Annotated in this window: 20 protein-coding genes and 2 pseudogenes; 2 read left to right on the plus strand and 20 right to left on the minus strand. The window is 46.5% G+C overall.

Annotation, left to right across the window (positions count from 1 at the left end; all coding sequences use genetic code 11):
• Positions 1 to 34: 34 nt before the first annotated feature.
• The gene (locus JEU20_RS05860; RefSeq protein ID WP_198244162.1) at positions 35 to 2,515 is read right to left on the minus strand and encodes an ABC transporter permease; all 2,481 of its coding nucleotides are present in this window, start codon (positions 2,513 to 2,515) and stop codon (positions 35 to 37) included.
• The gene (locus JEU20_RS05865) at positions 2,512 to 3,189 is read right to left on the minus strand and encodes an ABC transporter ATP-binding protein (protein ID WP_198244164.1); all 678 of its coding nucleotides are present in this window, start codon (positions 3,187 to 3,189) and stop codon (positions 2,512 to 2,514) included. Before JEU20_RS05865 ends, JEU20_RS05860 begins: the two co-directional genes overlap by 4 nt.
• Between JEU20_RS05865 and JEU20_RS05870 the strand changes: the two genes are divergently transcribed.
• A complete protein-coding gene (locus JEU20_RS05870; protein ID WP_198244166.1) occupies positions 3,188 to 3,787 on the plus strand; it encodes an arylesterase in 600 nt (199 codons plus the stop codon). The genes JEU20_RS05865 and JEU20_RS05870 overlap by 2 nt on opposite strands.
• On the opposite strand, the gene JEU20_RS05875 is transcribed toward JEU20_RS05870, so the two are convergent.
• From JEU20_RS05875 to JEU20_RS15095, 6 genes and pseudogenes are all read right to left on the minus strand, one after another.
• Positions 3,784 to 5,535 carry an Hsp70 family protein gene (locus JEU20_RS05875; RefSeq protein ID WP_198244168.1) on the minus strand — a complete coding sequence of 584 codons (1,752 nt, stop codon included), beginning with the start codon at positions 5,533 to 5,535 and terminating at the stop codon, positions 3,784 to 3,786. The two genes, JEU20_RS05870 and JEU20_RS05875, sit on opposite strands and share 4 nt — an antisense overlap.
• A gap of 55 nt (positions 5,536 to 5,590) precedes the next feature.
• On the minus strand, positions 5,591 to 5,962 hold the full coding sequence (locus JEU20_RS05880; protein WP_245395122.1) for a Uma2 family endonuclease: 372 nt from the start codon (positions 5,960 to 5,962) through the stop codon (positions 5,591 to 5,593).
• Positions 5,947 to 6,694, minus strand: a pseudogene (locus JEU20_RS05885) (IS5 family transposase). Before JEU20_RS05885 ends, JEU20_RS05880 begins: the two are co-directional and overlap by 16 nt.
• 85 nt (positions 6,695 to 6,779) lie before the next feature.
• Entirely contained in the window at positions 6,780 to 7,028 is a 249-nt protein-coding gene (locus JEU20_RS05890) for a Uma2 family endonuclease (protein ID WP_198244170.1), read from the minus strand.
• Between the two features lie 921 nt (positions 7,029 to 7,949).
• Positions 7,950 to 8,339 carry a transposase gene (locus tag JEU20_RS15090; protein ID WP_342590504.1) on the minus strand — a complete coding sequence of 130 codons (390 nt, stop codon included), beginning with the start codon at positions 8,337 to 8,339 and terminating at the stop codon, positions 7,950 to 7,952.
• Positions 8,340 to 8,566: 227 nt separating this feature from the next.
• A pseudogene (locus JEU20_RS15095) lies at positions 8,567 to 8,974 on the minus strand (helix-turn-helix domain-containing protein); the annotation flags it as partial.
• A gap of 128 nt (positions 8,975 to 9,102) precedes the next feature.
• Here JEU20_RS15095 and JEU20_RS05900 point away from each other — a divergent pair.
• Entirely contained in the window at positions 9,103 to 10,377 is a 1,275-nt protein-coding gene (locus tag JEU20_RS05900) for an alginate export family protein (protein WP_245395123.1), read from the plus strand.
• Between the two features lie 73 nt (positions 10,378 to 10,450).
• Here JEU20_RS05900 and JEU20_RS05905 read toward each other — a convergent pair whose 3' ends face one another.
• From JEU20_RS05905 to JEU20_RS05960, 12 genes are all read right to left on the minus strand, one after another.
• On the minus strand, positions 10,451 to 11,407 hold the full coding sequence (locus tag JEU20_RS05905; protein ID WP_198244172.1) for a 5'-nucleotidase: 957 nt from the start codon (positions 11,405 to 11,407) through the stop codon (positions 10,451 to 10,453).
• A 120-nt stretch (positions 11,408 to 11,527) separates the two neighbouring features.
• Complete coding sequence (locus JEU20_RS05910; protein WP_198244174.1) at positions 11,528 to 13,258, minus strand: PglL family O-oligosaccharyltransferase; 1,731 nt, start codon at positions 13,256 to 13,258, stop codon at positions 11,528 to 11,530.
• A complete protein-coding gene (locus JEU20_RS05915) occupies positions 13,255 to 13,686 on the minus strand; it encodes a hypothetical protein (protein WP_245395124.1) in 432 nt (143 codons plus the stop codon). Before JEU20_RS05915 ends, JEU20_RS05910 begins: the two co-directional genes overlap by 4 nt.
• On the minus strand, positions 13,686 to 14,909 hold the full coding sequence (locus JEU20_RS05920; RefSeq protein WP_198244176.1) for a type II secretion system F family protein: 1,224 nt from the start codon (positions 14,907 to 14,909) through the stop codon (positions 13,686 to 13,688). Before JEU20_RS05920 ends, JEU20_RS05915 begins: the two co-directional genes overlap by 1 nt.
• On the minus strand, positions 14,906 to 16,555 hold the full coding sequence (locus JEU20_RS05925) for a GspE/PulE family protein (RefSeq protein WP_198244177.1): 1,650 nt from the start codon (positions 16,553 to 16,555) through the stop codon (positions 14,906 to 14,908). The genes JEU20_RS05920 and JEU20_RS05925 overlap by 4 nt, the downstream gene beginning before the upstream one ends.
• Positions 16,556 to 16,560: 5 nt before the next feature.
• The gene (locus JEU20_RS05930) at positions 16,561 to 17,205 is read right to left on the minus strand and encodes an MlaD/PqiB family protein (protein WP_198244179.1); all 645 of its coding nucleotides are present in this window, start codon (positions 17,203 to 17,205) and stop codon (positions 16,561 to 16,563) included.
• On the minus strand, positions 17,205 to 18,959 hold the full coding sequence (locus JEU20_RS05935; protein WP_198244182.1) for a hypothetical protein: 1,755 nt from the start codon (positions 18,957 to 18,959) through the stop codon (positions 17,205 to 17,207). The genes JEU20_RS05930 and JEU20_RS05935 overlap by 1 nt, the downstream gene beginning before the upstream one ends.
• Positions 18,959 to 19,885, minus strand: coding sequence for a type II secretion system protein (locus tag JEU20_RS05940; protein WP_198244184.1), 927 nt, complete (start codon positions 19,883 to 19,885; stop codon positions 18,959 to 18,961). The genes JEU20_RS05935 and JEU20_RS05940 overlap by 1 nt, the downstream gene beginning before the upstream one ends.
• Positions 19,882 to 20,520 (minus strand): prepilin-type N-terminal cleavage/methylation domain-containing protein, encoded by a 639-nt coding sequence (locus tag JEU20_RS05945; protein WP_198244186.1) that lies wholly within the window; start codon positions 20,518 to 20,520, stop codon positions 19,882 to 19,884. The genes JEU20_RS05940 and JEU20_RS05945 overlap by 4 nt, the downstream gene beginning before the upstream one ends.
• A 219-nt stretch (positions 20,521 to 20,739) precedes the next feature.
• A complete protein-coding gene (locus tag JEU20_RS05950; RefSeq protein ID WP_198244187.1) occupies positions 20,740 to 21,759 on the minus strand; it encodes a type II secretion system protein in 1,020 nt (339 codons plus the stop codon).
• Positions 21,760 to 21,821: 62 nt separating this feature from the next.
• The gene (locus tag JEU20_RS05955) at positions 21,822 to 22,100 is read right to left on the minus strand and encodes a hypothetical protein (RefSeq protein ID WP_245395125.1); all 279 of its coding nucleotides are present in this window, start codon (positions 22,098 to 22,100) and stop codon (positions 21,822 to 21,824) included.
• Positions 22,090 to 22,536: a tetratricopeptide repeat protein gene (locus JEU20_RS05960; protein WP_198244189.1), complete on the minus strand. Its 447-nt coding sequence runs from the start codon at positions 22,534 to 22,536 to the stop codon at positions 22,090 to 22,092. Before JEU20_RS05960 ends, JEU20_RS05955 begins: the two co-directional genes overlap by 11 nt.
• Between the last annotated feature and the right edge of the window lie 171 nt (positions 22,537 to 22,707).

Genomic DNA, 22,707 nt, shown 5'->3' on the forward strand with positions numbered 1-22,707 from the left:
AAAAAAAATAATAAACAGACATAGTCAATATTGTTTAATTTTTAAGAATGGTCAGCGGTGGCTGAGTAACGACCTTTCTGACGGCGATAAACCCCATCAGGGCGATCAATAGACTGCCGCCTGTCACAGTGATAAAGGCCTGTGCGATATGCCAATGAAACTCAAGATGCAACACCTTGTGATACAAGGCGAATAAAATCAGTTCAGACAAGATGACCGCCGACAAAGTTGAAAACAGACCTAACAACAAAAATTCAAAAAATTGTGCACGCTGAAGCAATGCCCGGCTGGCACCTAAGGTACGTATCAGAGCACCTTCGTACAGGCGTTGATCCAGACTGGCGTAAATGGCTGCTAATAATACGGTAAATCCAGCCAGCATGGCAAAATACAGTAAAAAATTGATCGCCGCCGTCAATTGCCTGAGGATATTTTTAAATTGTGCCAGTAATTGATCGACTTCCAGAATCGTCATCGCTGGAAATTGTTTCAGCATGGTATTTAGAAAGGCTTTCTGGTTTGCGGGTAGGTAAAAGCTGGTGATGTAGGTGTGCGCATAATTTTTGAGTGAACCCGGTGAAAAAATAAAATAAAAATTTGGCTTCATGGTATCCCAACGGACTTTTCGTAGACTGGTGACTACGGCTTCCTGTCGTTGGCTGCCGATGCTGAAGGTCAATTTGTCGTGTAGTTTCAGTTTCAAATTTTCAGCCAGTTTGGACTCAACCGAGACCTGGTTCAAAGCAGCCGGCTCAGACCACCACTGACCCGCCACGATACGGTTATCGGCCGGTAGTTGTTTATGCCAGGTCAGGCTTAAATCGCGATGTGTCGCACGCTCCCCCTGGGAGTCTTTGGAAACAATCTGATTGACCGGAATATCGTTGATTTTTATCAACCGTCCGCGAACAACGGGATAAAAGTCGCTGACCTCAATAGCGTACTGTTTAAATAAATCGACCAAGGATGTTTTTTGCTGAGGGAAAATATTCAAGGCAAAATGATTGGGTGCGTGTTCCGGCAGTTGTTTGCGCCAGTCGGTCAGCAAATCGTTGCGTACATTCAGGCTGATCAGAATGGCAACCAAGGTCAGGCTGAAAGCCAAAATTTGTGGCACACTGTTTTGCCCAGGATGATTCAGATGGCGCAGGCCAATTTTTAATGGCAAGGGCAAAATCGGCAGCAAACGGCGACTGGCGACCAGAATGCCGTGCATAAGCAGACTCAACGCGACTAGAAACACCAGGCTACCACCGAGCAAAATAGCGCTCATTTTGACATCATCGGTATAGCGAACAATCAGGACAGCCAAAACACTCAAGGCCAAGCCATAAACTAACCAGGCGCTGGCCGGCAATGGCGTCAAATCCTGCCGCAAAACGCGCAAAGGCGAAACCTGTTTCAGCCGCAGCAACGGCGGCAGGGAAAAACCGAACAATATCGCCAGCCCGGTTAAGACACCAAACAGCATCGACAAAATGCCAGGACTGGCGACGCTAGCAGGTAACAAATCTCTGAGCAGATGAAACAGGCCCTCTTGCCCCAGCCAGCCTGTTAGGCCGCCAAGCACGCTGACGACCAGCCCAAGCAGGACAAATTGAATCAAAAAAAGCCTTAATACCTCACCTTGCTTGAGTCCTAAACAGCGCAGCATGGCGGTGGTATTGAAATGACGTTCGCTATAACGGCGACTGGCCATGGCAATCGCAACACCGGCAATCAATACGACGACGATACTGGACAAGCCCAGATAGCGTTGAGCCCGTTCTAATGCGGCGCCAAGCTGTGGCCGATCCTGGTAAATATCCATAATACGTTGCGAAGGATTGAGATGCGGCTTGACCTGACGACTGAATGCGCTGATAGCCTCAGCTGGACCTGCAAACTGGAAGAAATAATGGACATGACTACCGGGCTGAATGACTTGGGTGGCATCTAAATCTTGCCAGTTCATCATCACCCGGGGCGACAGGCTGTAAAGGTCGCCACGTTTGTCTGGTTCATAACTGAGTCTATGGCTGATTTTAAGTTTTTTATCGCCCACTTGAAACCAGTCGCCAATCTGAAGTTTTAAGGCCGATAAAATACGTTGCTCAACCCAGACGTGGCCAGGCATTGGCCCTTGCCGGTGAATGCTTTCATGGTATTGCGAGTCGACTGTTTTCAACACACCGCGTAAGGGATAATGCGCACTGACTGCTTTGATGCCCGCCAGCAGAATTTCATCATTTTCCATTAAGACGGTGGAAAACTCGGCCGTTCGGGCTTGCTTCAATCCCAATTTTTTCGCCTGTTTCAACCACAAATCAGGGATCGGTTCAGGGCTGGTAATCACTAAATCAGCGGCCAGAAAGGTCGCTGCCTGTTGACTCATGGTGCGCTGCAATCGATCGGAAAACAGGCTGATGGTGGTGGTACTGCTGATAGCGATGAGCAATGCCAGCATCAATAAGGTCAATTCTCCAGCACGAATATCACGCCATAAAAATCGCCAGGCTAAGGAAAAAAAATTCATAACAAGCGTCCCGCCGAAATTTCGATACGCCGCTGGCAATGATCAGCTAGAGCCGCATCGTGGGTAACTAATACCAGCGTGGTGTGTTGTTCTTGATTGAGTTCGAATAACAAATCAATGATATGTTGCCCCGTTTGGCTGTCTAAATTACCCGTCGGCTCATCGGCGAACAAAATAGCCGGGCGGGTGACAAAGGCCCGCGCTAACGCCACCCGTTGCTGTTCACCGCCGGATAATTGCCGAGGTGTGTGGCTACTGCGTTCCGCTAAGCCCACACGCTCGAGCATGGCACTCGCCTTTTCTTCCGCATGCGGGTCTTCAATCAATTCCAGCGGCAGCATTACATTTTCCAGTGCGGTCAAGCCGGGCAATAATTGGAACGACTGAAACACAAAGCCAATCAGTTCGCGCCGGACTTCGGCACGTTCGTCTTCATCCATCACCGTAATATCTTGCCCGGCAATGCGAATAATGCCGGAGCTGGCGTTGTCCAGTCCAGCCAATAAACTCAACAGGGTTGACTTGCCTGAACCGGATGCCCCTAAAATAGCCAGACTATCACCTTTTACAATTGTCAGGCTGACTGCGGATAAAATCGTCAACGGGCCGTTACGGGTGTCGACGATTTTGCTAACATTGTCGGTTTCAATAATCGGTATAGAGGTTTGTGACATGCGAAAGTTGGGGGTTTTGATTGGGTTGATGCTATTGTCGGTGACTGTTCAGGCAAAATCAATCGTTGTTCTTGGCGATAGCATCAGTGCTGGTTACGGGATGGACGTCAATCAGGGCTGGGTGAGTCTGTTACAACAGCGTTTGCAAAAAACAGATCCTACGATAAGGCTGTATAACGAGAGTATCAGCGGCGAAACAACGGCCGGCGGATTGGCCAGAATCAAATCTATTCTAAAGCAGCGCCAGCCCGATATTGTCATCATCGAACTGGGGGCAAACGATGGCTTGCGCGGTCTTTCGCCCATTATGATGAAGCAGAATCTAGGACGGATGATTGAACTTTCCCAAAACGCCGGCGCTAAGGTGTTATTGCTGAGCATGCGTATTCCACCGAATTATGGCAAACGTTATACCAAGATGTTTTATCAAACCTATGCTCAATTAGGCGAACAATATGCTATTCCCGTCGTGCCTTTTCTATTAGAAGATGTCGCATTAGCCAAAGAACTAATGCAACAGGATGGCTTACACCCTAACCAGAAAGCCCAGGCCTTGATTGCAGAAAAAGTCTGGCAGTATTTGAATCAGGTGCTTTAATGGCTATGTTGTAATAATTTTTCCTTAAGCGCGGCGGTGCTGTGTTCGAGTCCCGCAATATCTTGTTGTGCGATCTGCGCCTTGCACGCATCAATCAGCTTTTGTAACGCCGCACATTCTGAATCCGACAAACCTAGACACAACACTTCAGCCTGCTGCACAATCTGTTCGGCAGTGACAATTTCCGGTATTTGCTCAGGCTGAAATTCCGTCTCAAGCGGCTGGAAACGAGAGCCATTTTCCAGATGCCCAAACAAGGCCGTTATTTTTTGTTGAGCTTGCTCTATTGCTTCAGGCTCTAGTCGCGCGAGGGCCTGCTCAATGGTAATACTTTTTTCAAGACCGGTGGCTTTTTCAACGGCGGTGACCGTCAGCAAACCATTCAAGTCTAGCGATAACGTCACAATAATAATACTGCCTGCTGGCGCAGGTGCTAAGCCTTCTACCCGAAATTCGCCGATCTTAATGTTTTCTAAGGCATCGGAACTTTCGCCCTGATAAATCGCAATATCGACAAAATCCTGATTATCATAACTGGTCTCAAAGGCTTCACTTTTACTAACCGGCAGCGGCGTATTTTTGGCGATAATCGGCACATATTGAAACGGGTAAAACTGACCATTCAAGCTACCAATCACCGAGCAGCCATAACTGTAAGGCGCTACATCAATCAATAAGCTATCGATGGCCTGTCCTTCAATCAAGGCTGCCTGAATCGCGGCGCCTTGCGCCACGCATAATTCGGGATCGACATCGGCACGCGCTTCGATGCTAAAGGCATCGAACAAATAACGACGAATACAAGGAATACGACTAGAGCCACCAACCAACAAAATATCATCGATAGCCTCGGCTTTGAGACGAGCCTGTTTTAAAGTATCTTGCACCCATGCCATAGTTTCCTGAACGGCCGGTGCTATCATCGCTTCAAACTCGACACGCGATAATTCCACCGACAAATTGACCGGCAGGCCGTCATGTTGCAGCAGATACTCTGCCTCAATCCGGGCAAATGGATAATCCGATAACTGAATTTTGGCTTGTTCGGCAGCACGCAACAAACGCGCCATGACTTGTGGATTATGACTAACATCAACATTGAACTGCTGGCGCAGATGATCTAAAAGAAAATCGACAATTTGCCGATCAAAATCATCGCCGCCCAATTGTGTATTGCCATTATTGGCCAATACTTCAGTAACGCCATTTTCAATCCGTACGATAGACACATCAAACGTTCCCCCGCCCAGATCATAAACCAGCACAGTGGCCGCCGTTTTTTTATCCAGCCCATAAGCCAGCGCCGCCGCAGTTGGCTCGTTAATCATTCTGACAATCGATAAGCCGGCAATCTCACCCGCTTGATAGGTTGCTTGTCGCGCCGCTTCGGAAAAATGAGCAGGAACCGTGACCACCGCCTGCTCAATGCCTTGGCCGCTGGCTTGCTCGGCAATAGCTTTTAAGCGCTTTAGAATCAGAGCCGAAATTTCCTGAGGGGAAAACGTTTGATCGCCCAACGTAATGGTCTGGTCAGTGCCCATCAAACGTTTGACAGATTGAATCGTGCGTTCGGGAAACAGTAATGCCTGGTTTTTAGCCGTTTGCCCAACTAATAAATGCCCTTGCTCATCTAGCCCGACAACTGAAGGCAACAGTTTTTGCCCCCGATCGCTGAGAATGCGCGGAATACCCTGCTCAACACAGGCCACTTCAGAATGGGTCGTTCCCAAGTCAATACCGATAATCATTTTACAGGCCGAAAAAATTGTTTAAATATGAGTCGCAAACATTAAAAATAATACTTTATTGCGCTGTTTTATATTTTAAAAACTCGATCATATCCTCATTGTGCACCCGCGCATAGATTTCTTCTACCGGTAATGCAAGGTCAATCGACTCAAAGGTCACATCATCACCTAAAAAATAATGTCTTGGAAACCAGGTTTCACTCTGCCGCAAAACCTGAACATCAACATAATCCTGTTCAATCAACACATATTCTTGCAAACTAGGCAAGTTGATATAAGACAACAGCTTAATAGTTTCGTCGATTTTTCGCGTCGCCTTAGACAATACTTCAACAATAATAATGGACGAATCCGTATAAAATGGCTGCGACTCATCAAAATGACAATCAACCATTAGGGGCTGTTGCCATTTCACATAGGTAACCATAAAAAGGCGCAAGCCAGAGCGATAGAGCCTTCAAAATTTCGTTTGAGTTTGTCATATCGCGTGGCGATCGCTCTGAAATGCTTAAGTCTTGCAAACACATTTTCAACGAGATGGCGATATTTGTAGAGACACCAATCCATTTCATCATTTCCCCGAGTTGAATTCTTTTTCTTGGGATAACAGGAACAGCCCCTTTGTCTTTAATTTGAAGACGTAATGCTTCACTGTCATAGCCTCTGTCAGCAACTATATAGTCACCTTTGGGAGCTCTGCAACTAATTTCGGTGCTTCTTTACAGTCATGAACTTCGCCGCCTGTCACTGAGAAATGAATAGGAAGACCACAGGCATCAACGGCCATATGAATTTTACTGGTGTTCCCGGCGACAGATTTCCCTATCGCTGTTTCTTGTTCACAGGCCGCACCACTACTATGCTGATGTGCTTTCACAATACTCCCATCAATAAATTCCCATTCCAGGTCTGGATCAACAACCAAGGCGTTAAAAATACCCATCAGTTTTTCTTTACGAGACCAGTCATTGAATCGTTTATATACCGCATTCCAATTACCAAAAGCCGTGGGTAAATCTCTCCAGGGACAACCTACTCGCAAGCGATAAAAAATACCTTCGACTGTTTTTCGAAGACAAGGTTTGTCATAAATTCCCATTTTCAACATAATTATCTTCAGTTTCTCCCAAAGTTCATCCGTAAGCATTTGTCGGGGCATAGTTTGCTTGTTTTTGAGTCAAAATAAACAATCTATGTGGCGGAGTTATTGAATTTCAAGGGGATTTTCAAAACGGCAACAGCCCCTACATCAGGATAAAAAAGTTTGAACCCACCTTGACTTTCATATCAGAACCAAATGGCTCACAAGGTAAATTTTTTAAGTGGCTTCTAAATTCTGAGTAAATATTTCCAGTGATACGCTCATGATTTGCGCTTGCTCCCGCCATCGCATAAAGACGCCCATCAATCAGCTCATGTTTGATAGTGCTGGCTAATTCGCCTTGTAAATAGGCTTCTTCAGTAATTGCATTTATCTTTTTAAGATTCGGCATGGCGTATAATTTTAACTAAATTGCTCACTGTATTTTCAGCAGTATAGCAAAAGGTTTGTATACCCTCCAAACATGAACCACATCACCCTTAGGAGACTGTCGTTTTAGGAAAATTCTACTGCGACAGTGGAAAACCCCTAAGCCCGACAATCTCCTAGCGTTCCTTTTTCGCCTTATCCTCGACAAAATAAACGACCGGTAGCCGTGTCTATGTGAAGCATATATTGCCAATTTAGTGCATTTAAGAAAAAAAAGCGTACAATGGTGGGGTATTTTCTTCACTGAATGACATCTCAAAACACAACAACATTCGCACCCTATTGATTTTATTAAAATTTAATAAGAAAAAGGCAGTTGGCGCGATAATTGCATTAAAATTTCTCACTAATGAAGCCACAGAGCTTTAACTTACATAACTGATGTTACGCAGTGCCTTTATGGTTTTCTTAGTTTCCACTGCGTTACCCGGGAATGTCGATTCCCAAGAAATTTCGGTAAGCGGTGATGATCGGACTCGAATGGGTCTAATGAATAGACACAGCGAATGAAACCGTGCAGTAAGGATGAACAACAAATGTTTCTACAGGGTTGCTAATAACTGAATGACTCCAGATCAGTCAATGGAATTAAACGATACAAACTATCACTCTGTGTGCGCTGTGATCTGAAGTGTCGATAAAAGATAGAAGCCAGAGAATTTTTTTCACAGTAATGATGAATGGAAGATTATGGGAATGAGGGAAGAACCGCTGCGTAACATCAGTTACATAAAGAGTTTTATGGCACGACAATGGCAAGGCTGGGTTAATATCAGTTTGTTGTGGAACAAGTGCATGTGACATGGATGTATTCACGGCGCCTTCTGGAGTAAGCAACTGTTATTAAATGTATACTCTCCGCACATGAAAATAGAGCAAACCATCATGCACCGATAATTTGAAAATTCTCAGTTAAAAGTGAGCGCAAATTGTCGACATGCTTTTCTGGCTCAGAAAAGAATGTCTCGCAGGCTATTTTGAATTCTTTGAATGTTTCATAATACTGGTCATATAAGATTTCTTTCTTGAAATATCGCCAGTACCGTTCAATCAAATTAAGATTCGGCGCATACGGCGGTAAAAACACTAATTCAATTCGCGACATTTCAAGAAATTGTCTGACAGCCTTTGATCGGTAGTAGCGTGCATTATCGCAAATGATGTAAATAGTCCCAGCCTTCGGGTAACGTTCTTCAATCGCCTTACAAAGATCAATCGTTGCCTCGCCATTGATGGTGTCATAGAAGCGGCAGACAGTATCCAGAGAATCGATATTGACTGCACCGTTGACATTGAGACGTTGACGCCGGTATTACTCTGAATCGTGAATTCCACACCACGCTTAATCCAACCACAAGCCATTACAGGATTATGTTGTGGATGAACACCATCCATGAACAATATCAAGTCTTCGGGCTGCTTGTCTTCCTTTAGTTGTTGATATTTCTCAAGGAACTCCAGTTGGGCTTTTGCATTAGCTTTGCCGGGTATCAGCTTGGGCTTTTTATAGACATAACCCAAGCGATGCAGCAAGGCTGTCACACCGCGTTCACTATAGCGAACCTGCCAACGCTCTTTAATGTAAGCTGCAACCGATTTAGCGGTTAAGTGAAGATTTTTCTGCAGATATTCATCCAACTCGGTCGCTTCTGAAACCGATAAGAAACTGGCACTTCCAACATGCTGAGTTTGTAGGAGTTTAGCAAGACCACCTTTCTTATATTTTCGATAGTAGGTACGGATTGTATTGCGGTCAATGAGAAGTGCTTCGGCAACGTTTGTTGCTGACCAGCCTGAACCTAAAAGAATGATGGCTTTAACTCGGTCTGCATCACGTTTTTCTCGAAGCTCACCATGGGCTTCGCGCAAATCGGCTAATTCAGTCTCTGGAAGGGTGTAATTCGACATGGCCTTATTTTATATATTTCACTCCATTACGTCATCTTTTTATGCTAAATTCTCATTTGCGAAGAGTATATATACGCTGAGTCATTGCTAAATTACTATAATTTACTTAATTGATAAGGAGTCAATCTATGATGCCCCCAAAAACCTCATATTGGATCAGTCCAATAAAACATATTACCTTCGCAGTGACTTTAGTCGCGGCCACCACCATCCCGCAACACGCCCATGCCGATATTAATGATGCTATTGACAATACCTTGAAGTTTGGACAGGCCGATGCCAAATACGGGCAAATCAAGTTCGATTTACGCTATCGTTATGAATATGCCGATACCGAGAACAATCCGGCAAAACCCGCTCATGCCAATACCTTTCGTTTACGCCTGGGTTATTTGACACCGGAAATCGCTTATTTTCAGGGCTTTGCCGAATATGAAACCCTTTTTGCCGCGCAGAATGATTACTATGTTCCTGCCAATGTCTACGGAAGCTCACAATACAATGTCATTGTCGATCCAGCTGACCGGCATGAACTCAATCAGTTATGGCTGACCTTCAAAGGGATTCCCGATACGGAAATCAAAGGTGGACGACAACGTATTAAACTGGATGATGACCGTTTTATTGGTAATGTTGGCTGGCGGCAAATGGAGCAAACCTATGATGCCGTTATGGTCACCAACAAATCAATCAAAAATGTCACCATTAAAGCCGGTTATATTGGTAGAGTCAGAAACATCAAATCCCTGACCGACAATATCGACGCTCCGCTGGTGCATATCGATCATAATCTTGGGAACTACGGCCATGCCATTGCTTACGGCTACTGGTTAGGTTTTCGCGGCGACCAATCACAAAAAGCCACCCAAACATACGGTATTCGTTTTATTGGGTCACCTAAATTAAATGAAACCTTCACCTTACATTACACCGCCGAATACAGTTACCAAGAAGATTATAGTAACAACCCGCTAAACTACGGTCTCGATCGCTATAATATTATGGCTGGCCTCAGCGCATTTGGATTTACTCTGAAAGGCGCTATGGAACAATTAGATGGTCATGATGGTGCGGCATTTCAGACCCCCCTGGGTACTAACCACGCTTTTCAGGGTTGGGCCGACCGCTTCCTGTCTACACCGACTACAGGCTTGCGTGACATCAATGCCACCCTGGCCACTAAAGTCGCAGGCACCAAGTTGATGTTTGTTTATCATAAGTTCCAGGATGACAGCAGCACGTTTGACTATGCGGATGAATACGATCTTCTTGCCGTTAAAAAATTTGGAAAGCACTATTCCTTGCTTGCTAAATACGCTTACTATAATGGCGACAATAACGCACCAGGCAACTTTAAAAACGATACGCAAAAAGTTTGGGTACAAGCAACTGTATCTTTTTAACCTATAATGGCTTTGAAACCTTGCGGTCGTTTTCGACAGCAAGGTTTCTTTGTTTTACCAGTGCCTGTCAAACTCATGTCTTGTCATTCAATGGCGAGTCCGATTTGTAAGGCACTTTGCCGGTAGGAATGTTTTTGGCAGCTGGGTCTAAATGCACATCCTGATCATCGAAGAAAATATGCGGTTTGAAGGCTTTTAAAATTTTAGCTTTATCCAGCCCACCTAAAAAAAATATTTCATCGACATAAACGCCCCAATGCCTAAGCGTTTTAATCACACGCATTTCCGCAGGACTATTTCGTGCAGTAACAATGGCGATGCGGATGGGTGACACCTCCACCCTATGCGGCAAACGTTCTTGTAATCGCGCCAGCTTCTTAAGCAGCGTGGCATACGGCCCGTCTTTCAAAGGAATATCTTTTTGTTCATTTTCAAAGTGCTGAAACCTTGCTAGCCCTTCAGCTTTATAAACAATTTCGCTTTCATCACTGAACAACACAGCATCGCCATCGAAAGCTAGACGCACCTGTCCTTCGGGTATTTTTTCAATATCGGAAGGCGGATCTTTAACGATAGCAACGGCACAAGTATCGCTATCAATAACCCGCTGCGCATCTTTTGGATTAGTCGTCAAAAATAAATCAACATCATAGGCATCAAGATAATCCACAACAGATTCGCCGCCAGTAAAAGCCGACCGGGTAATATCCAGCCGCTGCTGGCGGATGTTGTGAAACACACGAATGCCGGTTTCCGGGCTATTCCGAGACATGATGACAACCTCAACCAAAGGCGATTCACCTTCAGGCTTAAACTGATTCAATGACATCAATGCCTTGACCAGATAGAACCCCGTTCCTGGCGCTAAAGGCTCAGTTTCCCTCTCCTCCATATAGCGCCGGTATGCATCGATGGCGGCGTCCGGGTCAGCCTCAAATGTTTTCCGAAAAATGGTATCGGCTTCACTTAAGTCGAATAGTGCGGTCGAGGTGATACCAATCACCAAGGTATCCGATAAATCCAATGACATCACCATGCCTCCTTTTGTTTTGTATGGCTAACGAATGCTATTAACCAAATCGCCTCTTACTCCAAGGCCTTGCCTATCCGTTGAGAAAGTTCAGCAAGCTGTTGAACATATCCACTATATTCATTTCATAGCGGATAAATGATTACGACATTGTTTAATCATTTTGTTCAATAGTTCATTGCCCGGATAAACCGCATGGCCTTCCTCTGCAATGGCGCAGTATTTATCATGCTCTTTCAAATAAAAATAAGCCTGCGCCGTTGTTTTATAAATAACGATATGTGGATTTACCGGCAAAGTTTTTTCGCCCCATTCGGCATATAGTCTGACATTTTCCGTAATACCTCTTTGCATGCTCTTGAACAATAAAGCGCGCATCATGTGTTGGGTAACCAATTCCCTGAAGTAAGGGTTATTCAATGCCCGGACAAAAGGTTCACCTGTGGTTTGATGATGGATATAACGCTTTAGCTCAAGGCTGGATGCCATACTATGTAGTAGAAAAGCATTGGCAATCACAAACAGCGATAACGCACTTATTTGTATTACCGAACGAAACACAAAAGAAAAACCAACGGCTGCAGAAATAACCGTTGGCTTTAACGTCATAAATAACAAAAATAAAAATACAAACCAGTGCAGTGAAGAAATATAAAACGGTAATTCCACTTGGGTATGTAAAACGATAGGAATAAGCAACGCCATATACGCATAGCGGCGGGAAACCGGCAAACGCCACACAGAAATAAACACAGCAATCGCCAGCAGAATCAGCCCGAAAGTCATCAATATTCCGCCTTCAATCAGCCAGTAAATCAGCTCATTATGCGGATGCCCTACGCGGCTTTCAGGCAATCTTCCTTCCGGGTGTTGCGCATAGAAATCCGGTTTTGCCAGTTGAAAAACCCGCACAAAGCTACCGATACCATGCCCCAGCCAGGGTGCTTGTCCGGCAAGATCCAGCGCAATTTTGTACATTCCCAAACGAATAGAGCCCGAATAACCGGCATTGATAGCCGCCATTTTAGCTGCGGCATTACTGATTCCCCGGCTTTTTTCCAATATACTGCCGGCAGTAATCACGCTGGTTATCAATAACAGAATGAATAACCAGCGTTTTTTATCCTTTTTTATCCAGAGCCAGCGGCTGGCCATCATTAGCGGTAGAGCCAATATCAACCCCAAAAACGCCACTCTCGAACCTGAGCAGGTAATCACAAAAGTGCTAATGGATAAGGCAACATATAAAAATACTCTGATTTTGACCGGCCCCAGACGAACCATGGGCCGAGTCAACAACCAGAAAATAACCATTACCACCGTCGCCTGAAAGCTGGCCTGCACATTGATTTGCTGAAAAATACCGGTCGGCACATGATAAGGATTAACCGGAAGGCCGAACGGAATACCTGCACCAAACAACACTTGTAAACCGGCCGCAATACCGTGCAACATGGCAAAAAATACCAGTGTCAACAGTAACCGGTCGATCTGTGCCATACTCAGATGAAACTGAAACACGGCGAAAAAAAACAACAGTCCACCCCATATAAACAAAACCCGGAACAGCCATTGTTCAGCAATTTCAATGCCTGATAAAAAACCGCCGTACAGAGATAACAGCGGGAAAATAAAAAACCAGACCGCCATTTTAGGCCAGTAAATACGCTGTTGTCCGGCCAGCCGCCATAAACTGTACGAAATAATGGATACCGCGACCATCCAGACCAGAATATTGCCGGGGATATTAAAGCCGGTACCACCTTTATTGGCGTGGAAATACAAATTAACCGAAAACAACAAAACCAAAAGATACTCAATCGGCTGCCAGCGAAGTCCTGTTTTTATCATCGCAACACCTGTATTCTGCCCATTCTGCCGGTTTCAACGGTAACACTCAGCCGGGTAATTTTACTGATTCGAATAGCGCTTTTCGGGTGCGATGGGTCAATATTAAACTCATCCCCCTCTCTGACCATAAACGTGCCGACACCCTGTATTTCCAGCAAAGCCAGATACTCGCCCTTGTTACGGGTTATCAGGCCCAGTAATTTCATTCGTGGTATCCTGCCTTGCTGCAGTGAAGGAATAAACCCTGGCTGGGTCTGGTTGCCCAGTTGTTCATACATCAATAAACTGGGCGTAAAGGGGTCTCTTTGCCAAAGCTGAGGCTCTAATAAAATATTAGGCTGGGCAATACCTTGATACGAATAAAACAAAAGCATCCACAACCCGCCACACAGTAACAGACTTTTTCGCTGAAATTTAAACGACGGCATTACCTTCCTCCCACCAGCGAAAACAGTGCCTGAAAAAAAGCGTAATAAACAAATCCCACCATACTGCCTATCACCAGTATCATGGCCGGCTCTATCATGGCCGACAGCCGCTTGATCGCAATTTCCAGTAAATTTTCATAATAAACCCCTAACTCCTCTAGTACATCGTCCAGACTACCACTGTTTTCACCCACGGCAATCATATGCAGCACCAGCGGCGGTATTTGTGGATGACTTAAACTTCTGGCCAGATCGCGGCCTTGCAGAATCTGCTCAGATGCCTTGTGTAACTGATTAAAATATACCCGGTTAGGTAACAAATTCGCTGTTACTTTCACCGCATCAAAAACCGGGATGCCGCTGCGCAGCAAAATAGATAATGTCCAGCTTAATTGCGCCATCGCCGCATTGACCAGCAAACTACCGGTTATGGGGATGCGCAGCAACAAAGAATCAATACCCAGCCGGCCGTAACGGGTCTGGTACAAAATCAGTACCATGGCAATCAATACCGCAAGACCTATGGCAATAACAACACCGTTAGCGCGTAAATAGTCGGAAATATCAATCAGCATTTGTGTAGAAGGTGGCAAAGCCCGGCCTTTACCCAGCAAAAACTTGGCAAATTTGGGGATAATTTTCACCACCATAAAAATACCGACACCAATCGCCGCCAAAATAACAACCGCAGGATAAATCATGGCATTGATAACCTGCGCCCGTAATGCCGCTTTTTTACTGATGTGATCGGCCAGACGCTCCATCATGACACCCAGATCACCGGTGGTTTCACCGGCAATAATCAGATTGATGGCCATTTCAGAAAACACCTGTGGGTGTTTTTTCATTGCTTGAGACAGGGCATGCCCGGATTCAATATCCTTCAGCATCAAGCGAATGGTTAAATTCAGCCTGGGGCTTGAAACCTGGTCTTTAGCCAGACTCAAGGCATGCGCGAGCGACAACCCCGAACGCAGCATAAACGATAATTGGCGGAAGAAAAAAATCAATGCAGAAGTGCTGACCGAACGCTGCGAAGCCAGCCAGTCGGAAAAATTGGCCTGCCCTAAAAAACCCGATGAACCCCGTCGGGCTTTGATTTCCAGCACACGCAAACCTTGCTGCCTTAATGCTGACATGGCCGCTTCCTGATCCTGAGCCTCCAGTTTACCGCGCACCTCCTGTCCCTGCCGGTTCAGTGCCAGATAAGAAAATCGTTTCATGGGGTATCTTCCAGCATATCGCGGGTTTTAAATACGGCGACATTGTTTAGTTCATCCAGCGTGGTCAGCCCCTGTAACACCTTACGTGCCCCGTCTTCCCACATAAAACGCAAGCGCGACCCGGCTTGTTTTTCCAGTGCTTCTTCATCGGCTCCGCGCATCACCGCACGAGCCAGCGTATCGTCAAACCAAAGTGTTTCAAACAATCCCAAACGACCGGAAAATCCGCTGCCCTGACAACGGGCACAACCTGAAGCCTGATAAATTTCTGGTCGTTGTTCCTGTTGTCCCAGCATCACCGCTTCCGTTTCGCTGGCCTGATAAGGTTGGCGGCAATGGCTGCAAAGCCGTCTGACCAGCCGCTGGGCAATCACAGCGGTAATGGTTGAGCCAATTAAAAAGGATTCACAGCCAATATCAATCAAACGGGTAATCGCGCTGACCGCATTATTGGTATGCAGGGTCGAAAAGACCATGTGACCTGTCATCGCCGCTTTGACGGCGACATCGGCTGTTTCAAAATCACGGATTTCACCCACCATCAGTACATCCGGGTCATGCCGCAAAAACGACCGCAAGGCACTGGCAAACGTCACTTTTGGCCCAGTTTGCACTTGTGATGCCCCGGGAATGACATACTCAATCGGATTTTCCACCGTCATGATATTGATATCAGGATGATTGATTTCCTCCAGAGCCGCAGACAAGGTCGTCGATTTTCCACTGCCTGTCGGCCCTGTCAGCAAAATCAGACCATAAGGTTTCTCGATTGCCTGTTTAAAATGCTCCAAATCATCCGCCAGCATGCCCAGATCTTTTAAACTCAAACGACTGATTTCCTGACCTAATAACCTGAGGGTAACCCGCTCACCCAGGCGAATCGGTGCGGTTGCCACCCGGATATTAAATGTTTTATCCACTGGCGGCGCCAAATGATAGGAAAAGCCACCATCCTGCGGCATACGCTGCTCGGAAATATCCAGCTCGGACAACACCTTGATGCGCGAAATCAATGCCGCAGCCGTTTCACCATCGGCTTCCACCGGATGATCCCGCAAACGGCCGTCAACACGAAAACGCACACGAATACCGTTTTTTTCGGTAATTAAATGAATATCGGAAGCCCGGCTAAAATATGCCTCGCGGAGAATTGCATCTAATATGGCAATCAAATCCGGCTGTTCGGCATCGACGTTAGCTGCATCGTCACCCACCGGATCAGACTGCAATTGCCGAATTTTCAGATTCAAAGCCACCGGATCAACCAAAACCAGGGGAACCGATCCTCCGGTCAGACGCATCACCGAATCAATAGCAACCCGGTCAAACGGATCAGCCACCGCCAGATAATCGCTATTTTCAAAAACGACCGGCAAAACCTGCTTACGCCTGACCAGACTGGGAGGGATTTTTTTCAGGCTGGCTTCATTAACCTGACACACGGATAAATCCACAAACAACAAGCCGGCCTGTTCAGCCACCGCATGGTATAACACCGACAACGGAAAACGATAATGCGCCTGAACCAGCAATAACAACGGTTGCTGAGTTTTACGGGCTAAAAGGCGCAACTCCTTCAGTTGCCGGTTGTCAATCAAACCACATTGAACACCGGCCTCCAGTAATTTATCAACTGCTATTGCCATCTTCTCTACAACGCCAAAATGACTTTAGATATCAATCGTTGCGGATAACCGGGCGGTGAATCAGCATCGCTTTTTTTGATCGACAATTTAACAACCGTCACCTGATATGGCATAGAAGACAACCCATGAATAAAGGCATATAAAGCCTGATACGTCCCTTCCAGAGTCAATTGCTGCATGGGCCTGAAAAATACCGACCCCGGCGACATCCGCGCGACCCAGCCTTCAGATGCCGGCACCAGTTGTGCATCCTGTTTCTTTTTGCTTGCTAGCGGTTTGCCTTGCACCTTAATATTGGCACGCACATAAACACCGCTTTCCCGGGCCAACTGGGAAATTTTCAATTTCAGTGCCTGGGAATTAACCGGCGCCAGTTGTTTTTTAATAGGCGCAAACAACTTCTCTAGCGATTGGGCTTGTTGCGTCAGTTCATCGAGTTGTTTTTTCAATTCAGCAATTTTTTTCTTTGACGGTGGCGAGTCATCGGCTTTAGCCAAACGGCGTTTAAAACCTTCCGTCTCCGCCTGCCATTGATCAATCTTTTGCTGGACAGGTAAATAGCGAAAATAAATATACCCCCCCGCCACCAATAACACGATCACCGCCCCAATCAACAGCTGATGAACAGGTTTTATATAAACAGGCCTCATCAGGGCTTATCCTCTTTTAACTGCCATTTGACCAGATGCATAGTTACAGCATAGCCATCCAGATTGAAAGGCCCTTTAGCCGCCATTACCGGCATCTGGTAAATTTCCATCGACCACTGTTTGATCGCCGCCTGAACATTGTTAATCAACTGTTGAGCTGCTGCTTCATTCAGCGCCCAGCCCGACAATTCAAAATGAGCCGTCGCCACGGCATTTTTATTGATTTGCTTGACATATTCGCGTGCGGTGGCAGAAATATCGGTTTCCTGCAAAGAAAAAAACAGCGTCTCGTCATCAACAACCTGTTGCAACATACCCAGCAAATCCAGAATCAGCGCTTCCCGCCCCGGGATGACCTGATTGTAAAAATCCAGCATCGCTTGTAATCGTTTAATTTCTGCTTGTTTGTCTGTTATCGCTTGTTTGGCTTGGCTGTATTGTCGCTTCAATTTCTTGACTTTTTTCGACTCACGCTTCTTTTTAGCCCACTTTTCCGCCAGTTCCTGATGTTCGGTCTGCGCCCATTGCTGACGTAATGACAAACTCAGTTCCGCAACGGCTATCAACAACACCAGTATTCCCATCAAAATTGCCGCCCGTATTTGTGGCCGTTGCAATGGTGCAGGCAGCGGGCCGCCTTCTTGCAAGCCCAAACAAAAACCGCTATCGAGCTGTTTGAATTCATGCCGGGCCACGGCCAGCATCTGCGCCGACAACAATTCATCCAGACGTTCATCACGGAGACGATTAATCTCAATGCCTAAAGCGTCCTCCAACTCTTTCGCCAGCGATTCTTCCTCAGCAAATCGAGCAATTAACCACAATGGCTCATGATGTGAAGTTTGCAATGCATGATAACTTTCCAGACACAGTTCCAGGCTGGATTTACCGGAGTGACTATCAATATGCAAATGACTAACAACATCATGTTGCTGCCGCAGCAACACCGCCTGCCCCGGCAAGGCCTGTAACACCACATGAGGATCGGGCTGTTTTTGCACCAATGCGGCCGCACAGCTGGTCACAGGATACAAGGCTTTCAGCTCGATATTCTGACCTGCGAACAAATCCACCCAGCGTTTCAGCAACGGTTGGCTAACACAACTGACCAACCAATTGAATGTCCCCGGTGCATCCTTCGCTGCGCCTTGGGCCGACCAGTTGCACTCGATTGGAAACTCCTCGCCTTTCAACCACTCTTGCCCCTCCAGGCAAGCTGACAACTGGCTGCGCTTGATATACCCCAATTCTTCGGCCAGCTCACCAAACCGGCGAAAAGAATATTGATCCGCAGCACTCATTGCCGTATTGGCATTCGGCTTGTTTTGCTGCATATCCAGTACGGTTTGCAATTGCTCATCGGTCAGATAACCTTGCCGGAGCAATAGATTACCGATAGACCAGCGCAGCATATGCTGAATCAGCAAGACCTCGACCTCGTTTTGCACCAGCATTTTCATTTGCGGCAAAGGCCGGGGTTTAACGGGACTGACCGGCAGCTCTACCAGCGTAGACAATACTGCCGGTGTCAGTAATACTGCCGGACCATTCGCCTTCCAGCCCTCATCGGCCAGTTTAGCCAGCAATGTCTCCAGTGCTTCAGCCATATTGCCCTGTTCACTGCGGGCACGGTGCAAAACCTGAATATCATCATCTTGATGCGCAACCACGACACCGCTCAAAGAAAAGCCATCGGTTTCGCAAATTAACAGCGATTTGGCTTTGCCAAATGAAAACGGTAAATGTTGCAACATTATGGAATTATCCAATCCAGAACAGGCGTACTTCGGGGAGCAACGGTAAAATGACGAACATCATCAAGATAATTGATATTTTGTGTACAAGTGCCATCAAACAGTTTGTTGTTATTACTACAGACCAGCAGATAACCCTGCTCGCCCATTGGCACGGCTTCAGATGCACTGAAACTGAAGGGAACAATAACGCTACTTCCGGCTGGAATAACGCCGGCAGTCATATTATAGGAAGAACTGGTTTTGTAAAAATCTTTATCCGACCACACAACCCGCAACTCAACCGTCTGAGCAGAAGCGGGCAAAGCGGTACTGCTGTTGTTGACAAACCGAATCTGAATAGTATTGATTCGCCAGTCATTCGCCGTGATCAGTTGATCATCGGTTATATCATCGGCTGAACTGACTCCATCAGCCCCCTTGCTGGTCAACATGACTTCTACCGCGCCAGAAACCTGATAGTCCCAGCCGGAATTGAGGGCATCGGAAGCATCGGAATTGCCATAGCCATCACGAAAATAACGCTTGCCATTACTTTCTGGTATAACGTGAATATAAGGCCCGCGCCAGCCGGACCACACACCGGTGCTGGCATCTTGTAACCAACCAGAGATCGTGTTGCCGTCACAGTCTTCGTCTTGCAACAGTTCCTTGACACAACCCGGCAAGCGCCCCATGTCGGCAACAAAGCCGCTGATGTCAGGATGGCCATTGATCGTCCGTGCCGGATTGCCAATAATCGCCTGACGCATCATTGCCATCCGCCGTTTGGTTTCATCATATTTTTCCTGATCTTCCACATTTTCGGTCAGCATTAGACCTGCCGAGGCCACCAGCCCCATCAGAAACAATACCAACACCATTTCCAGCAGGGTAAAGCCATCACTCTGGTTTACCGATAATTCCACGCGCGCCATTTTTTTCATTTTAAAAGACACAATACCTGATCATCACTCGCTGCCGGAGCAAAACAAGGCATACTCCCTTCACCCTCATAAACACCATTCGCACCTGTACTGACAATACGGGCTTTATCGTCATTATCTAAATCTTTCAATAAATAAGGATTTCCATACGCATCAACAATTCCCCAAACGGCAGATAGGTTTTCATAATCCAGCGGTTGATCTTTTTGCAGCAAATACGGGCCATTCCAGCCCCGGTGTGTATCCCGGTTCCAACCTTTGGCTAAAGGGTCTTTAAACAGCATCCAGAAATTAACCTCAGACCGGCACCAGGTAACTTTATCCGCACTGCTTAAACTGGCGACAGATGACGGCAATTGTGGCTCGATCGCCGGATTGATGCTATTGCTGTCAGCAGTTGGGGCATCATCACAATCGTACTGACCTTGCCCTGGAAAATCATGGCTGCCACTGTCGCGGCGAAACTGCAACAAAGCGTTACGAATCTGGGACATTTCATAGACCACCGCATTATCACGCCCCTGTTCCTCCAGACCTTCATACGCATAAATGGCCGTGCCGGACAGAATCATCAGCAAGGTCAAAACAACCAATAATTCCAACAAGGTAAATCCCCGATAATAACCCGTCAGCACAGCCTTCCCCCTAAATCAGAAAAATCATTCAGGCAAGCGGTGCGCTTGCCTGAATGATCTTGGTTTCACAACAAAAATACGCAGTTTGTTTTGCTGCTCCACATTGGGGAACAGCAAAACCGCAGGGTTTCATGCGCCCAACCTCCTTGCTCTGGCCACCCGGTATTTGCCACGGGTGAATCTACCCTGCACTGCGTAATCCGTATTCAACGTCAGTGATTAGTTACCCGCGTTAGCCGCCGCGATCACTTCATCTACCGTACGGCCTTCAGGATCAACTACGCCAACCAGACGGGCTTTAGGGAATACTTCAGAAGCCTGGATTGTGCCGTCCGGTGTTGAACCATCATAACCATCTTCTGCCACTTGAAATAAGGCAATAGCACGCGCATAGTGCTGATTAGGGTTGATATTGTTGGTGCCAACCGTTGCCACCTGACCAATACCGACACGTGACCCTGCCGTTGCTCCTGGAACTTCTTTACCAATGCCGAGGGCAATGACCAAAGTACAGGTTTCTGAACCCAGTGCATCATTGATCAGATTCAAGCGGGTATTTTCATCTGCCACGGCAAAGGTTCCATCAAAAGAATTAGAAAAATCAGTACTATCGGCTGAACAAGCTGTGCCAGTACCATTGTTATCATAAGCGGAAGGCACAATGGACAGGGCGACATTAGTTGAACTAATAGTTGCTTCATCATAAATAAGCGCACCGGAAGCATCATTGACAAAAGCCAGTTCAGAACCTGGGTTTGTTGCAAGCGGATAACTTTCATTCAATGCCAGGTTGGGAACAAAACCGGCCTCCCATGTGGTATTACTGTTCACAGCCTGCAGCTCTTCAATACCTACATCTTTCATTGCATTAGCCACAACACGCATGACTGAACCTGAGGCATTAGCATTAGTAGTTGTTGGCGCCCACTGTCCAAAAAAGGCTTTAGTTTCAGGTGCTAATAACCGCATGGCGCCCGATGTATCAGTTGTTGTTCCATCCACATTAGCCAGCAAGTCAAATTGCTCAGGATACTCGCCTTCTACTGCGCGGTAATTACGCAGTGCGCCTTCCATTGTTTTTAACGCATTGGCGGCTGCGGTATCGTTAGCGTTTTCGCCAATGCCTTCATAAGCGACCAAAGCGCCGGTGGCTAAAACCGCCAGCAAGGTGATGACCACCAGTAATTCCAGCAAGGTAAAACCTGCCTGTTTAAATGATTGAGTCATTTTTTTATTCATAATTTCTCTCAAGTTAGTGTCAACCGCAACCGCCCCACGCGGTTTGTTGGTTTTTATTAGTTTTACAACAACGGATGCGAACCCTCATCGCCATCATTGGACTGATGCCCTGTAACCTGAGCCGGTTGCTTTAGGGGCATATCAATCACAAAACGGTATTGCCTGCCATAGTGAATAATCACTTCTTTTTGCTTACGCTTGAGTATTTTGACTTCCACACGAATATCGCCATAGCCATCGTGTTTGATGGCATCGTCCAGCAGTTCCAGCAATTTACGGCTCACGGTTTCCTGCTCAATACTGACGGACAGTGATTTATTAAAACTATTGTTAGTGATCATTGCGGTTGTCTGTTTCCTGTAATGCCAGTTTATAGCCACTGTAAACTGCCTGTTTCAGCCAATATTCGGCCTGTTGCCGCTGATTGAAATCTGCATTGGCCCGGTTTATCCGATACAACATATACTGGGCATGGGCATGGCCCTGGCGCGCAGCTTTTTCGTACCAGTGGCTTGCCAGTGCTATGTTTTGCTTACCGCCCAGCCCCAGGTAATACAATTCTGCCAGCAAGGTCTGGCTGTTGGCATCGCCCCAGCGCGCCGAACGGTAACACCAGTCAAATGCCTGGCTGAAATTGATACGGCGTATTTTGTCGCCATAGCGATAGGCGTAACAGTTTTCAGCGGCAATATCGGCCTCTGAATCCAGTCCAAAATGAGCACAGCCCACCGTGTTGAGGAACAGCAAACCAATCTGAAAGCGAGTAAGCGGCTTCATAGGTCTGATTGCCTCATGTTAGTGGGTGCGCAATAAGTTCCGCACACCGGCACTGGCGGTTGTTGTTGCAGTTCCGGAATCGGTTTGGCTTTAAAAGCTAAATCATCTGCATAGCGATGGTATTTCCGGGTCGGGTCCACACGTTGTTTTTTACCATCGTGCGTCAGAATA

It is taken from the genome of methane-oxidizing endosymbiont of Gigantopelta aegis, assembly GCF_016097405.1.
In the GTDB taxonomy this organism is placed as follows: Bacteria; Pseudomonadota; Gammaproteobacteria; order Methylococcales; family Methylomonadaceae; genus Methylomarinum.

Coding starts and splice junctions, on each gene's coding strand:
- JEU20_RS05860 (WP_198244162.1), bottom strand. CDS start 2,515: ATGAATTTTTTTTCCTTAGCCTGGCGATTTTTATGGCGTGATATTCGT.
- JEU20_RS05870 (WP_198244166.1), top strand. CDS start 3,188: ATGCGAAAGTTGGGGGTTTTGATTGGGTTGATGCTATTGTCGGTGACT.
- JEU20_RS05865 (WP_198244164.1), bottom strand. CDS start 3,189: ATGTCACAAACCTCTATACCGATTATTGAAACCGACAATGTTAGCAAA.
- JEU20_RS05875 (WP_198244168.1), bottom strand. CDS start 5,535: ATGATTATCGGTATTGACTTGGGAACGACCCATTCTGAAGTGGCCTGT.
- JEU20_RS05880 (WP_245395122.1), bottom strand. CDS start 5,962: ATGGTTACCTATGTGAAATGGCAACAGCCCCTAATGGTTGATTGTCAT.
- JEU20_RS05890 (WP_198244170.1), bottom strand. CDS start 7,028: ATGCCGAATCTTAAAAAGATAAATGCAATTACTGAAGAAGCCTATTTA.
- JEU20_RS05900 (WP_245395123.1), top strand. CDS start 9,103: ATGATGCCCCCAAAAACCTCATATTGGATCAGTCCAATAAAACATATT.
- JEU20_RS05905 (WP_198244172.1), bottom strand. CDS start 11,407: ATGTCATTGGATTTATCGGATACCTTGGTGATTGGTATCACCTCGACC.
- JEU20_RS05910 (WP_198244174.1), bottom strand. CDS start 13,258: ATGATAAAAACAGGACTTCGCTGGCAGCCGATTGAGTATCTTTTGGTT.
- JEU20_RS05915 (WP_245395124.1), bottom strand. CDS start 13,686: ATGCCGTCGTTTAAATTTCAGCGAAAAAGTCTGTTACTGTGTGGCGGG.
- JEU20_RS05920 (WP_198244176.1), bottom strand. CDS start 14,909: ATGAAACGATTTTCTTATCTGGCACTGAACCGGCAGGGACAGGAGGTG.
- JEU20_RS05925 (WP_198244177.1), bottom strand. CDS start 16,555: ATGGCAATAGCAGTTGATAAATTACTGGAGGCCGGTGTTCAATGTGGT.
- JEU20_RS05930 (WP_198244179.1), bottom strand. CDS start 17,205: ATGAGGCCTGTTTATATAAAACCTGTTCATCAGCTGTTGATTGGGGCG.
- JEU20_RS05935 (WP_198244182.1), bottom strand. CDS start 18,959: ATGTTGCAACATTTACCGTTTTCATTTGGCAAAGCCAAATCGCTGTTA.
- JEU20_RS05940 (WP_198244184.1), bottom strand. CDS start 19,885: ATGAAAAAAATGGCGCGCGTGGAATTATCGGTAAACCAGAGTGATGGC.
- JEU20_RS05950 (WP_198244187.1), bottom strand. CDS start 21,759: ATGAATAAAAAAATGACTCAATCATTTAAACAGGCAGGTTTTACCTTG.
- JEU20_RS05955 (WP_245395125.1), bottom strand. CDS start 22,100: ATGATCACTAACAATAGTTTTAATAAATCACTGTCCGTCAGTATTGAG.
- JEU20_RS05960 (WP_198244189.1), bottom strand. CDS start 22,536: ATGAAGCCGCTTACTCGCTTTCAGATTGGTTTGCTGTTCCTCAACACG.